This is a genomic window from Proteobacteria bacterium CG1_02_64_396 (assembly GCA_001872725.1).
GTDB lineage: Bacteria > Pseudomonadota > MNWR01 > CG1-02-64-396 > CG1-02-64-396 > CG1-02-64-396.
In genome coordinates, this window is the sequence record MNWR01000073.1 from 1 (window position 1) to 14,335 (window position 14,335).

At 64.3% G+C, this 14,335-nt stretch carries 9 protein-coding genes and 2 pseudogenes; 5 read left to right on the forward strand and 6 right to left on the reverse strand.

The genetic code is table 11. The annotated features are described in order from the left end of the window. A pseudogene (locus AUJ55_08600) lies at positions 1-958 on the reverse strand (hypothetical protein). Positions 959-1,295: 337 nt separating this feature from the next. On the opposite strand from AUJ55_08600, the gene AUJ55_08605 reads away from it, so the two are divergent. From AUJ55_08605 to AUJ55_08615, 3 genes are all read left to right on the forward strand, one after another. Then, a complete protein-coding gene (locus tag AUJ55_08605; GenBank protein OIO56314.1) occupies positions 1,296-2,378 on the forward strand; it encodes a hypothetical protein in 1,083 nt (360 codons plus the stop codon). A 25-nt stretch (positions 2,379-2,403) separates the two neighbouring features. Next, the gene (locus AUJ55_08610; GenBank protein ID OIO56315.1) at positions 2,404-4,224 is read left to right on the forward strand and encodes a hypothetical protein; all 1,821 of its coding nucleotides are present in this window, start codon (positions 2,404-2,406) and stop codon (positions 4,222-4,224) included. A 365-nt stretch (positions 4,225-4,589) separates the two neighbouring features. After that, positions 4,590-4,898 (forward strand): hypothetical protein, encoded by a 309-nt coding sequence (locus AUJ55_08615; protein ID OIO56316.1) that lies wholly within the window; start codon positions 4,590-4,592, stop codon positions 4,896-4,898. A gap of 142 nt (positions 4,899-5,040) precedes the next feature. Here the strand turns inward: AUJ55_08615 and AUJ55_08620 are convergent. The 5 genes and pseudogenes from AUJ55_08620 to AUJ55_08640 form a co-directional block, all read right to left on the reverse strand. Beyond that, positions 5,041-6,073, reverse strand: a pseudogene (locus AUJ55_08620) (hypothetical protein). Positions 6,074-6,301: 228 nt separating this feature from the next. Then, complete coding sequence (locus tag AUJ55_08625) at positions 6,302-7,699, reverse strand: ribosome biogenesis GTPase Der (protein ID OIO56317.1); 1,398 nt, start codon at positions 7,697-7,699, stop codon at positions 6,302-6,304. Then, complete coding sequence (locus tag AUJ55_08630; protein ID OIO56318.1) at positions 7,672-8,784, reverse strand: hypothetical protein; 1,113 nt, start codon at positions 8,782-8,784, stop codon at positions 7,672-7,674. The genes AUJ55_08625 and AUJ55_08630 overlap by 28 nt, the downstream gene beginning before the upstream one ends. After that, a complete protein-coding gene (locus tag AUJ55_08635; GenBank protein ID OIO56319.1) occupies positions 8,781-9,425 on the reverse strand; it encodes a hypothetical protein in 645 nt (214 codons plus the stop codon). Before AUJ55_08635 ends, AUJ55_08630 begins: the two co-directional genes overlap by 4 nt. Positions 9,426-9,502: 77 nt before the next feature. Next, a complete protein-coding gene (locus AUJ55_08640; protein OIO56348.1) occupies positions 9,503-10,327 on the reverse strand; it encodes a metallophosphoesterase in 825 nt (274 codons plus the stop codon). A gap of 232 nt (positions 10,328-10,559) precedes the next feature. Here AUJ55_08640 and AUJ55_08645 point away from each other — a divergent pair, with 232 nt between their 5' ends. Then, positions 10,560-11,705, forward strand: a complete 1,146-nt coding sequence (locus AUJ55_08645; GenBank protein OIO56320.1) for a hypothetical protein — start codon at positions 10,560-10,562, stop codon at positions 11,703-11,705. A gap of 3 nt (positions 11,706-11,708) precedes the next feature. Further along, positions 11,709-14,285, forward strand: a complete 2,577-nt coding sequence (locus tag AUJ55_08650) for a DNA mismatch repair protein MutS (protein ID OIO56321.1) — start codon at positions 11,709-11,711, stop codon at positions 14,283-14,285. Positions 14,286-14,335 lie beyond the last annotated feature (50 nt).

Genomic DNA, 14,335 nt, shown 5'->3' on the forward strand with positions numbered 1-14,335 from the left:
ACCGCCCCCCGGCCAAACGCCCCCCCGCCCCAACCACCACCGCCTTGAGCAGCCCCAGCGCCATCACCACCACGATGACCACCCACCACCACTGCCCCAGGGCGGGTAGATCGACCAACATCCCGACCGAGATGAAAAAGAGGGAAAGAAACAGATCGCGAAAGGGGGCGATGTCGGCGTGAACCTGATGATGAAACTGGGTCTCGGCCACCATCATCCCGGCCAAAAAGGCCCCCAGCGCCATCGACAACCCCAGGGTGTTGGTCAGCCAGGCAGTGCCGAAACAGACCACCATGACGGTGATGATGAAGAGCTCGGAGGAGCGGGAGCGGGCCACATGGGTCAGCAACGGGCTGAGCAGGTAGCGCCCGGCCAGAAACACCAGCACCACCGCCGCCACCCCCTTGCCCACCGCCAGCGCCACCGTTTGCCCCAGATCGGCGGTCTCCCCCCCCAGCAGCGGCAGGGCGATCATCATCGGCACCACCGCCAGGTCTTGGAACAGCAGCACCCCCACCGCCAAACGACCATAGGGGGACTCGACCTCACCCCGCTCCATCAGCAGCTTTAGAACGATGGCGGTCGACGACAGGCTGGCGACAAACCCGATGGTCACCGCCGTGGCAGCATCGACCCCCAACAGCCAGGCCAACCCCGACACCGCCAGCACCGTGGCCAGCACCTGAAAACTCCCCACCCCGAAGACCAACCGGCGCATTGCCATCATCGTTTCGACCGAGAATTCCAGTCCGATGGTGAAGAGCAGCAGCACAATGCCGAATTCCGACAGCAGCTCCACGTCGTGGCGGCTATCGACCCAACCGAGGACCGAGGGGCCGATCAACATCCCGGTCAGGATATAACCGACCACCGGGGAGACCCCGACCCGGCGGGAGGTCAACACAATGACCACCGCAATGGCGAAGATGAGCAAAAGCTGGGAAAGCACCGATTCCAACGTGGAACTCCGAATCTAGGGAAACGCCGATTCAAGGCCTCCTGCCTTGAATCGGCACGCTACGCAAAAACCAAAAGTAGGCGCCTTGAGGCGGCGTCGCTTTTGCTTCGCTTGCAAAATCAGTCACTTACGTTCCTGATTTTGGCATCCCATCCCTGGGCTGCTCGGAAGCACTGAATAAATCAGCGCTTCTCTAGGGGGGTAGGGGGGGCAAGGGGGGACGGATGAGATCCACAATCCGGGACAAAGGTTGCCATGCTCCGACCCCGACGGCACTATCTGACCGGATCCCGTCCGGACCCATTCCCCCTTTGAAGGACGTAAGACGGAGTCAACGATGCCTCGGTTGCACCGCCCCCTCCTGCCCGCATTCATCGCCGCCTCGCTGCTGTGGTTGAGCGCCTGTGGCGGTCCGCCTCCCCCCCCACCCACCCCGGAGGGGATGCTCAAGCTCGGCTACGAACAGCTTGAAAAAAAGCAGTACGACCAGGCCGAGGCCTCTTTTGCCCAAGCCCGCCAGGGGGGATTAACCCTCAAGGCCAACCTGGGACTGCTGCAAACCAAAGAGGCCCGAGGCGCCATCAACGACGCTCTGGCCCTGAGCGACGAGTTGCTGCGCTCGGCCACCACGGCCGAAAATACCGTCACCTACCTGATCGAGGCGGTGCGGCTGCGTAACGCTCATTCCAACACCAGCTCCGATGCGGTCACCCAATCCTGGCAACAGGTCGGGAAGATGTTGACCCCGAACCAATCGCTCGACATCGCCCTGGTCTTCGAACGCAGTGCTCTACTGAACGACGCCAAAACCGCCTACGTGCGGGCGCTGGCCGATCCGTTGCTCATTGGTCAGGTGCAGCGTCACCTGCCGTGGGTGTCGCAGCTGACGGGGACCACCCTGCATCCTTTTACCCAGGGATTGCTGGCCCAACCGGGGGGGGTGAGCGTTGGTCAGTGGCTGACGTTGCTGACCGAACAGTGGCAGTTGCGGGTGCGCCTGCCGGTCCGCCCCCCGATTCAAGACATCGATCCGGCCTTCAAAAAAGTGCTGGATGCCTACCCGACCCACGAGGCGGTCGGTTTTGCGCTGAGCCAGCGGATCACCGGGGCCGAATTGGGGCCCAACGACGCCATGGTGTTGGATGCCCCTTTGACCCGCCGCGCTTGGGCCGAGGGATTGATCGACCTGTACAGCCGCTTCGACGCCACCGAGGCACATCGCGGCGAAACCCAGGCCTGGGCGGTCGACATCGCCCCCGGCACCCCCTGGACCCAACCGATTTTGCACGCCATGCATCTGGAATTGGTGCGGGCCAAAGACCCCGCCCGGCACACCTTCCAGCCCGACGACGAGGTCCTTCCGATCGAGGCGATCGGCAGCTTGGTCCGCCTGAACCAACTTCTCTCCCTGAGCGAATGATCCGGGTAGCGGCATGAAACGTTCGATGTTGACGACACTACTGGCCCTTCCCCTGCTGCTGTCGAGCCTTTCGGCCCAAGCGGTGGAGTTCCTGGAGGCGTGGCCTCCCCAGGGTGAGGAGGCGAAAAAACTCCTCGACGAAGCCCCCCAGGGGATCGCCCTCGACAACCATGGCCGGGTCTGGGTCGCCCTCCCCGACGCCGACAGCCCCATCGGCATGATCGACCCCGATCTCAACAAACTCATCCCCCTGCGCATCAAAGGGGGTGAACTCGATAAGCCGGTCGATCTGGCGTTTTCCCCCCTCGGGCTGCTCTGGGTGATCGACCAGGGGGCCGATGCGGTGGTGATTCTCGATACCGGGGGGCGCATCACCCAACGGATCGAAGGGACCCTCGACAACCCTAGCTCCATCGTTTTCGACGCTCAGGGCAACGCTTTCGTGACCGATTCGGGCAACGAGCGGATCGTGGTGTTTAACCCCCAGGGGGTTCAGCTGCGCGCCGTGACCCCCAGCGGGCGTCGCTATAGCCTCGATCAACCGGTCTCGGTGGCGATTCTCGACAACGGCTCCGTGGCGATCCTCGATCCGGGCGACGAGCGGATCGTGCTGGTCGACAACTTTGGCGGCACCTCTCAGCTGGGGGGCGACGCGTTCGAATTCCCCGGCGCGGTCGCCATCGCCTCCCTGACCGACCGCCGTCTGGTGGTCGCCCAAGAGGATGGGGTGGTACGGATTGTCTCCCCCGGCGGGCAGGATCTGGCCAAGTTCGGCAGCAGTGGCAAGGGGATCAGCCAATTCGGCGAGATCTCCCGCATTCGGCTCGACGCCTGGGGACGGCTGTGGATCGCCGATGCCAAAAACCAGCGGGTCAGCGCCTTTCGCATCGATTCTGTCCCGCCACTGCAAGCGATTGGTGCCTACTCCCAGCCCCCCGAGCGCCCCGTCGACATCGCAACGGTCGACGAGCGCGATGGGCTGTGGTTGAACTGGGAGACCCCTGAAAATCACGCGGTCAGCCACTACATCGTCGAACGGGGCGAAAACATCGACGCCGTGGGGAGCAGAGGCTTCAAGGTTGTGGCCACCACCCTGGAGCCCCAGTTTCGCGACACCCTTGCCCCCCAAGCGACCGTGCTCAGCTACCAGGTCAAGACGGTCGACATGACCGGACGGCAGTCGATGCCAACCGCCAGTCGTCCCATCGAGCGGGCCACCGCCCATCTGCGCGGTCGTTTCACCATCGCCCTGCAAAACGACGGTTCCATCGGCGGCAGCGAGATCGCCCAGCTGCGCAAAGCGCTGGTTGAACATCCCGCCTTCGATTTGGTGGAACGGGGGGAGGGGCTGCGCGGCGCCATGCAAGAGCAGCGTCTGCTGGCCAGCGGCCTGGCGGGCGGCGCAAACAATGAGGCACAACTGGCGGGGGCCGAGTTGATCGCCCTGACCAAAACCACCGGCGAGGGGCAGGTCTATGTGTCGCTCACCGATGTCGCCTCGGGCCGCGTGGTCGCCGAAAGCCTGCGCGATCCCGGCCATGCCACCACCATCGTCGACGACATCTTCGACCAGCTCGCCCGCAACTTGGGCGAAATCAAAGGTGAGATTCAAGGGTTCGAGCCGGGGCTGCAACTCGACATTTATCAAGCCCAGGATCGCAGGCGGATCGCCCGCATTCCCCTGAGTTCGGGTCGGTTCTTGGTCCGCTCGGTGCCGCTGGGCAGTTACATCGTCGAGGTCAGCACCCTGCGCTCCGATCTGACGATGCCCCAGGCCTACCAGGTGACCCTGTCGGCCGACTACACCCGGCTGGAGCTGCCTACCCTGATTATTCAACGCAAATAGGGACAACCCTACGCACAACCAAAAAAGGCCCCTGCTTCAGGGGCTTTTTTTTGGCTCGGAAAACGCTATTAAATCAGCGCTTCCTTAGAATCCATGCGGGCAAACGGCAAATCCCATACCGGATTTTCAGGTTGGTGCCCAAACAAAACTCCGCCCAGGTTTTGGTTGCAACATACACGACAAAGGCCGCCGGTTTCCCGGCGGCCTTTGTCCGAACCGCGTGGTCCGTCGACCTTCGTTGTCATGCGCCGTCTTATGCCGCCCCCATCGGGGCGGTTTTTTTTGTCCGCCCCGAACCAAAACCCCCTTCAGGGGTTCGGTGGGGGGGCATTTTTTCTCATCGTTTGAGCGCTGTGGAGGTAGCCATGCACGTCATCGTCGATCTGGCCGTCGTCCCCCTCGGGGTGGGGGTGTCGGTTTCAAGCTACGTGGCCGAATGCGAGAAGATCCTCGGCGAGGCGGGGCTCAACCCCCGGCTGCACGCCTTCGGCACCAACATCGAGGGGGAGTGGGATGTGGTCTTCGCGGCGATCAAACAGTGCCACCAGCGCCTGCATGCGATGGGGGCGCCGCGGATTACCGCCTCGCTCAGGGTCGGCACCCGTATCGACAAGGTGCAGAGCGGACAAGACAAAATCGACGCGGTGGCGCGGCGGCTGGCCGAGATGGAATGAGGGGCCGGAGGATCGGGGAAACGCCGGTCGATTCGGCGCCTGATTGCAGTTTTGGGAAGGGGCGCTGAAGTGGTGGGGGGGCTGATACGGCGCTGTTTGAATCCGCCGACACCCCAGCCCACCGGCGCCGATGCGCGATCGCTTACTTGCGATCATGGCCTTCCGTGTCTGGGTTGACGGCACGCTCCAAACGACGGACCCGCAGGATCAAATCGGGAAGCTCCGCCAGCCGGAGTATGGCCCTCTTCGCCCGAGCAATGGGCATGGTCGTACCACTTGCCCATCACATGGCTGCCCGGTGGTAAATCTTGAAGAACCAAGCTGCTCCCAACCACCCGGCTGCCCTCGCCGATGGTGATGTGATCGTTGATGGTGACGTTGCCCGAGATCAGGCAATGGTCGCCGACCACGACCGAGCCCCCGAACACCGTTCCGGTCAAAATGATGCAATGGCGGCCGATCTTCACCGAATGGGCGATGTGCACCATGTTGTCCAGCTTGGTGCCGTCGCCGACGACCGTTGCATCGAGGCTGGCGCGGTCCAAGGTGCAGTTCGGACCGATCTCCACGTCGTTGCCGACCTCGACGATGCCGATTTGGGGGATCTTCTGGTGCCCATCCCGGCCCATCATGAAACCGAACCCATCCCCGCCGATCACCGTACCGCTGTGAACGATGCAGCGCCCCCCCACCCGGCACCGCTCCAGCAGTTTGACTCCGGGATGCAACACAGTATCGGCGCCGACCACCGCCCCTCGACCCACAAACCCGTGGGCGCCGATGCGGGCCCCCGCCTCGATGCGGGCCCCCGCTTCGATCACAACCAAGGGGCCGATCCACACCCGATCGGCCAAGATCGCCCCCTCCTCCACCACCGCCGTGGGGTGAATCCCCCACCGCTCCTCGTTCGACCGCGAAAAATGATTCACCGCCTTGATGAAGGCGCGGTAGGGATCGGCAACCACCAGCGCCGGTTTGCCCCCCGCCAGCTCCGGGCGGGCGACGATCAGGGCGGCGGCGCGGCTTTGTAGTGCCTCGGGCACCATTTTCTGGCCTCGCACAAACGAGATGTCCCTCGACCCCGCCCCCATCAACGAGCCCACCCCTTCGATGTCGACACCCCCGTCGCCACACAGTTGGGCATCGAGGGACTGGGTCAGATCGCTGAGTTTCATGGAGGGATCCTTGTACGAGATTTGCGAAAAGGGGGGCCGGGATTCGAGCGTCGGTGCAACGGCGACGAACAGGATCAAGTGCCCATGAACCTTAACAAACCCCCTACGGGATGTGCATGCAGGTCTCAAGGTCAAACACCGCCGTCCGGCTTGCGATTGCGTCGCAAACGACAAGGCCGCCGGTTTCCCGGCGGCCTTGTTCGTTTTGCCAGCAAGGGTCGGCCCGACTCAACCCTCTTTTTTGTCGTAAGGGTTCTGCCCTTTGCGCCACATAAACCGAATCGGGCAGCCCGGCATTTTAAAATCCTTACGCATGTTCTTAATCAGGTAGCGCAGGTAGGTGGGCTGGATCGCCTGGGGCTGATTGGTGAAGCCAACAAAGGTGGGAGGATGGGTGGCGACTTGGGTTAGGTAGCGGATCTTCACACTCGCCCCCGAGGGGGTGGCGGGGTGGGGATGGGCGCCCTGAGTTTGAGCCAGCCAACGGTTCAATTCCCCCGTACCGATCCGCTGCCCGGCGGCGTCGAACAACTCGATCACCTTGCCCAGCACCTTGTGCAGGTTTTTGCCCGACAGAGCGGAGACCTCCATCACCTGAAGATCGCCAACCGCGTGCAGCGCCACCCGCAGGTTTTCGCGAAAACGCTCCCGCTCCCCCGCTTCGACCAGGTCGATCTTGTTCACCAGCAGCAGCAGCGAACAGCCCGATTCCTGGGCGATTTCACCCAAGCGCAGGTCTTGATCGGTCAACCCCTCGACGGCGTCGATCATCAAGATCGCCACATCGGCCCGATCCAACGCCCGCATGGCGCTGACCACCGCGTATTTCTCGACCCGCATGGCGATCCGGCTTTTACGGCGGATCCCGGCGGTGTCGATCAACACCAGATCGCGCCCCCGGTAGGTAAACGGAGTGTCGATGGAATCGCGGGTGGTGCCGGGCATATCGAAGGCGAGCATCCGCTCCTCGCCCACCAACTTATTGATGAACGACGATTTGCCGACGTTGGGACGACCCACCACTGCCAGACGGACCGTCTTTTCGACCTCGACGGTCGGCTCGACCTCTTCCCCTTCGACAAGCTTTTCGGGAACGACCGGCGCCGCCCCCTCGGGCAGGTATTCGATCAGCCGCTCTTTGAGATCGCCGATCCCCTGCAAATGGGCCGCCGAAACCACGGCGGGCTCCCCCAAGCCGAGGCTGTAGAACTCCATTCCGCCGCCGTGTCCGAGCCCCTCCCCTTTGTTGACCACCACGATCACCGGACGCTCGGAGCGGCGCAGGATCTCGGCGATGGTCTCGTCGTCCCCCATCACCCCGGCGCGGGCGTCGACCACAAACAGGATGACATCGGCCTCTTGCACCGCCGTCATCGCCTGCTCGCGGATGTGGGAAATCAAAGGATCGGTGGTGTCGGGCTCCAAACCGCCGGTATCGACGATGGAGACCTCCCGGTTGCCCTCTAAAAAGATGCGGGCGTAGTGGCGGTCGCGGGTGACGCCGGGCATGTCGTCGACCACCGCCCGCTTTTCGCGCAGCAGGGCGTTGAAGAGGCTGGACTTACCAACGTTGGGGCGACCAACCAAGGCAACGGTGCTCAAGGGGCGACTCCGGAGTAGACCCAAACGGTGCGACGGTCGTCGCTAAAGATCAGGCGATCACCCCAAACCAGCGGATCGCTGAACATGTGGTGGGCCGCCAAGGAGGGGTCAACCGACCAGACCAGGGTGTCGGGATCGACCGGGCCGATCCCCTGTTGCCCCAGGCGCCAAAGCTGGCCGCCAACCTGGGCCAAACGGTCGAGTTCCCCCTTGGGGTCGGCGGGGGAGCGGGCGACAACTTGGCCATCTTGGCCGTCGATGCGGGCCAGACTGCCATCGTCGAACAGGGTGTAGACCGCACCGCCCAACACCACCGGGGCGGTGCGGACACCGCCGTCGACGCTCCAAAGCAGATGGCCGTCCTTCATCGACACCGCCGCCAGCACATGGCCGAAAACAGGAACGATCAGGGTTTGGTTGTCGAACACTTGGGGACCGGCATCAACATCGGCCAGCCGCTGCAAATCGGTGCCAAAGATCTGGGTGACCCCCTGCTCCCACTGCAACTCGCCGTCGCTGCCGAGCTTGGCGATCCGCCCTTCGGAAAGCCCCACTGCAAAACCGCCACCCGGCAAGCCGACCGCCTGGGAGCCCCCCAGAATCGTCAACGCTTTGGATTCGGGGGCGTAGCGCCAGAGCTCTTTGCCGTTGGCTGTGTCGAGGGCGATCACGGTCTGTTGGCTGGTGGTGACCAGCAGCAGCCCCCCTTGCGGGGAAAGCCCCAACGGCTTGGCGTCGAGTTGGGCGCTCCAGCGTGCATGGCCCGCCCCCATGGCGACCACCCGCCCCTTGCCGGTGCCGAAGGCCACGGTGGCAGGGTCGAGGAGCGCTAGGTTGGTGGTCACCTTTCCCTCTTGGGCCCAACGCTGGATCCGGCTGCCGGTGTCGATGTCGAGCAGTTCAAGCCCACCGGCACCGACCGACCAGATCCCCTCGACCGTGACCACCGGGGCGACCGGCGTAAGAGGACGGGGGTCCATGAGTCCGGGCGCGGCGCGGTTCCAATCGAAATCGAGCGCCTGGACTGGAGCGGCAAGGGCGACAAAAGCACAGCCGATCAGGGGGGCTACTCGCAAAAACGATGGGGCACGCGCCGAACCTTGCTTCACTGCTGCACCCCTTGTTTGGCGCGGGCCGCCGCTTCAGATGCGTCGATCAGATTGGTCAACCCCGAATTCACCTTGAGGCGAGCATCCGAGAAGGCCAGCAGCGCCTCATCCCGTTTGCCCGCCGCCGACAAAAGCCACCCCTTGGTCAGATTGAGGTAACCGTCCTCGATGCCGGGCTCGACCCCCTTGAGCAGCGACAACCCCTTTTCGGGCTCATCGCCCAGGTAGGTCAGCGCCTGCTCGATGGTCAACCGGGCCATCAGCGCCGCGTCGTTGGTCAGCTTGGCCGCCTCTTCGGCGTGGGTCCGCACCGAGGCGACCTCACCGGCCTTGGCTGCCAGCGACATCAGCCGCAGGTGCGACAACAGCTTGTAGGTGTCGTCCCCCTGCACGGTGATGCGCTGCAACGCCTCGACCCCGTTGTCGCGATTGGCATCCTCGCTGGTCAGTTTCACCGCTTGGTCGTACTGGTTGCTCCCCTCCATCGCCGCTTGGTCGAGGTAGGAGCGCAGCCCGATGCCGCCAGCGGTGCCAACCAGAATCATCACCATTCCGACGATGACCCAGCTGCCCCATTGCTCCCAGAAAGCCGCGAGTTTCGCGTGGCCAATGTCGTCGTCCGTCACCATGGGGGTATTCATCGTGCGACCTCAAAAATGTTGGATGGGGCCGGTGGCCCGTCGTGGTAAACCAAAAACTGGAGCATCTGCCCCAGGTGTTATTTGAGCGTTTCGACCGTCGTCCAGTGCAATTCGGTGAGCCTGCCCGACTCGTCGAGGCGGATGCGCCGGAAGTTGACCGGCATGCCGCTGCCGTCGTCGAGCCGCACCACCACCCCGTGCAGCTGCCCCCCCTCTTCAGCCACCTTAAACCGAACCGGCATGCCGTCCCGGAATTTGGCCAGCGGCCCCTCGACCTGCATGCCGATGATCGATTCGTAGGGGCCGGTCATGCCGACATCGGTCAGCCGCAGGGTTCCCCCCGGCTGGATTTCGTCGTCGCAGGTCGGGACGTGGGTGTGGGTGCCGAAGACCACCGCCGCCCGGCCATCGAGGTGGCGGGCCATCGCCACCTTCTCGCTGCTGGCCTCGGCATGAAAATCGACCACCACGATGGCGTCGTCGCGGCGCTGCGCCAAAAGCTGGTCGATGGCGGCAAAGGGGTCGTCGCAGGGGGGCATGAAGACCCGCCCCATCAAGTTGACCACCAACAAATCTTGCCCCGTCGGCAGCGGGATCTCGGCCCAACCCTTGCCCGGCTGCCCCTTGGGTTGATTGAGGGGGCGCAGCAGGTAACCGATGCTGCCGATCTCGCCCACCAAATCGCGTTGATCCCAGACGTGATTGCCGGTGGTAATCACGTCGGCTCCTACTTTGTGCAGCTCATGGGCGATCTTGCCGGTGATGCCGAATCCGGCGGCGGCGTTTTCGCCGTTGAGGACGCAGGCGTCGATACCGTAGCGGCTACGCAACCGGGGTAGAAAACGTTCGACCAGATCGCGGCCGCTGCGGCCGACCACATCGCCGATGATCAGAAGATTCAAACCAAACCTATCGCGGATGTCGATTCGACGCCGCCACTCGTCGGCTGGACCGGCGGGGCGGATCGAAGGGTTCTCGAAAGACTTCCCAAAAAAGTTCGGGAGCATACCCTAAACCGCCTTCGGGTGGGTACCATTGCCCATTCGTACCCCCCATTTTTGGCCGGTCGGCTTCGTAGGGGGCCAAGGGGCGGTCGCCCCTCTTCCCGACCCGACGCCGTCAACCCGGAACCCCATGACGACCCACATCGACCCGTTCGAAGCCCAAACCCATGGCGAAAAGATCGATCTGCTCTACGACCAGTCGTATCCGGCGGTCTTCCTGAGTCTGATCGGAGGGGGGCTTCTGGTCGCGGTCTTGTGGGGACAGGTTCCGACCCGCCATTTGATCGGTTGGCTGGCCACCCTGGCGGGATCGGCGGTCATTCGCTTGTTCGTCTTTTCCCGCTACCGCCGTAGTGGTTCCAAAGGGGCCGCTTCACTGGTCTGGGAGACCCCCTATTTTGCGTCGCTGATGTTCTCGACCGCCGTCTGGGGGGTTGGCGGGCTATGGTTGGTCACCCAAGTCGACCCCATGTACCAAATGTCGATTTATTTCTTCCTTTTCGGCCTTTCCGGCGCCGCCTTTGGGGTCTATTCGGCCATCCGACCAATCCTGCTGGCAACCATCTTCACCATGCTCTTGCCGGTCACTTTCTATTTTCTGTTGGACGGCAAAACCCTGTTCCTCATCTTGGGGCTGGGGGCGCTGCTCTTCCTGTACAGCGGCATCATCACGACCCGGGTGCAGTCGGCGGCGCTGCACAACTCGATCCTGCTCACCCACCAGTTGCACCAGGCCAAAGAGATGGCCGAAGCCGAGGCGGCTACCGACACCTTGACCGGCCTGCTCACCCGAGGCGCCTTCATGGATCGGGCCGAAACCAGCGTCGCGGCCATGAACCGGAACGGCCACCCCTACGCCCTGATCCTGCTCGACCTCGACCGCTTCAAACCCATCAACGATACCCACGGCCACCACATCGGCGACCAGGCGCTGTGCCACGCCGCCCAAGTGATTCAGACGGCGGTGCGGCGCTTCGATGTCTGCGGGCGGCTGGGGGGTGAGGAGTTCACGGTGTTGCTGCCCGACACCGACGGCCAATCGGCGATGCTGATGGCTGAACAGATCCGTCACGCCCTGGAAAGCCACCCCATGCCGCTGGGGGACTCGGAATTGACCCTGACCGCCAGTTTCGGGGTCGCCTCGGGCCGCTTCGACCTCGACACCCTGCTGCGCATGGCCGACCAAGCCATGTATCGCGCCAAAGAGGAGGGGCGCAACCGGGTCAGCTACGCCAACCCCACCCACATCTTCAACACCCTACCCCTGGACGCTTGATTCATGAGCCAACCGCACGACACCGATCTCGACCTCGATCAACACACCCCGATGATGCGTCAGTACCTGGCGATGAAGGGGCAGTACCCCCACGCGCTGCTCTTCTACCGCATGGGCGACTTCTACGAGATGTTTTTCGACGACGCCCGCAAAGCCTCCGAGGTACTCGGGCTGTCGTTGACGGTGCGGGGCGCCAGCGCGGGCGAACCAATCCCCATGGCGGGGTTGCCCCACCATCAGCTCGATCCGTACCTGGCCAAGGCGGTCAAGGCGGGGCTGACGGTGGCGATCTGCGAGCAGATGGAGGAGTCCCAACCGGGCAAGAAGATGGTCCACCGCGAGGTGGTCCAGGTGGTCTCGCCGGGGACGATCATCGACCCCGGTTTGCTGCCCGAGACGGGGCACCGCTTTTTGGGCTGTTTGATCCCCCACCGGGGCAAGCTGGGGGTGGCGCTGATCGAGGCCTCGACCGGGGCGGTTTACGCCGATGCGGTGCCGCGCGAGCGGGCGGGCGATTGGCTGGCCCCCTTCGAGGTCGCCGAGCTGCTCGTCCCCGAGGGGTTCGAAGCGAACCTGTTCGAGACCGCCCACCGGGTCGAGCTGCCCCCCTACATGCTTGAAAAAGGTCAGGGGCAAGAGGCGGTGCTGCGCCGTTACGGTGTCGCCGCCCCCGAGGGATTGGGGATGGAGCCCGGCAGCGGCGAGCTGATCGCTCTGGGGCTGCTGCTCGAACACCTGGAATCGCACCTCTTCTGCGAGGCGACCCACCTGAGCCGCCCGCGCCGGTTGACCACCCAGACGACCCTGCGCATCGATCCGGCCACTCGGCGGGCGCTCGAAATCCTGCGCCCCATGATGGGCGAAGGGTCGGGCGGCACCCTGGTGTCGGTGGTCGACAAAACCGCCACCCCGATGGGGGCGCGCCAGCTGCGCGACGACCTGACCGCCCCCCTGCGCGATCAAGCGGCCATCGAGGCGCGGCACGATGCGGTGCAGGCGCTGCTGCCTTGGTGCGAGGAAGCAGCCAGCCTGCTCAAACGGGTCGGCGATCTGGAGCGGCTCGGCACCCGGCTGACCTTAGGAAGGATCAACCCCCGCGAACTGGGCAATCTGGGGCGCAGCATCGCCGCCATCCCGGCGCTGATCGACTTCATCTCGGAGGCAAGCGCCCAGGCGTCGCTCTTGGCCGAGGCGATCCAAGGGCTGGAGCCGGTCCTCCCCCTCGGCCCCTTCCTGAGCGAGGCGCTGCAAGAGGAGCTGCCGCTGCACACCCGGGACGGGCGCATCTTCGCCCCCGGCTTTGATGCCGAACTCGACCGGCTGCGCGACCTGGCCGACAACGGCACCCGCAAACTGCTCGAACTCGAAGCGCGGGTGAAAGAGCAAACCGGCATCGGCAGCCTGAAAGTCAAGTTCAACCGGGTTTTCGGCTACGGCTTCGAGGTCACCCGCCCCCACCTCGACAAGGTCCCCCCCCACTGGGTGCGCAAGCAGTCGCTGGCCGGGGCCGAGCGCTTCATCGACGAGGAGCTCAAGGAGCTGGAGCGGGGGCTGAGCGAGGCCGAGGCGGGCTCGGTGGTGCGCGAGGCGGGGCTTTTCGACGAGCTGATCGAGCAGTTGCAGGGGCAGGCCGAGGCCATTCGGCGCTGCGGCGCGGCATTGGCCCGCATCGACGTCACGGTGGGGCTGGCACGGGCGGCGCGATTGCACGGCTGGAGCCGCCCGGCCATGCGCGACAAGCCGATTTTGCACATCCATGAGGGGGTCCACCCGGTGGTCGCCGCCTTGAGCGAGGAGCCCTTCATCCCCAACGATTTAAGGCTCGACCCCGAGCGGCGCACCATGATTTTGACCGGCCCCAACATGGGGGGTAAATCGACCTACATGCGGCTGTGCGCCCTGACCGTGCTGCTGGCCCAGGCGGGCAGTTTCGTCCCGGCGCGGGCCGCCACGGTGGGGATCATGGAATCGCTCCACACCCGGGTGGGAGCCTCGGACGATCTGGCTCGCGGCCAATCGACCTTCATGGTCGAGATGGTCGAGACTGCTGCGATCCTACATACCGCAGGGCCCCGTTCCCTGGTCTTGCTCGACGAGGTCGGGCGAGGCACCTCCACCTTCGACGGCATGGCGCTGGCCCGGGCGATTGCCGAACACCTGATCGAACACACCCAGGCCTTCACCCTGTTCGCCACCCACTACCACGAACTCACGGCGCTGCCCGACCGGCTGCCCGGCTGCTTCAACGCCCGGGTCACAGTGGCCGAGGAGGGCCACAAGGTGGTCTTTTTGCACCGGGTCGAAGAGGGGGCGGCGGAGCGCTCTTATGGGCTGCTGGTGGCGGGAATGGCGGGGCTGCCGAGCTCGGTGCTCGACCGGGCCACGGTATTGCTGCACGACCTGGAGAGTGGGGCGCTGGAGCGGGGCAAGAAAAAAAGTCAGGCGCCGCTGCTGTTCTCGGCGCCGAAGCCCGTGGAGCACCCGGTGGTCAAACTGCTAAAAGAGATCGACCCGGATGGGCTGACGGCGCGGCAGGCGTTGGAGGTTTTGTATGCGTTGAAAGGGGGGGTGAAGGGGTAGGTTGGGCACCCCGCCCCTCCAAGACCGGCGTACGCCCGAACTTACCGCCC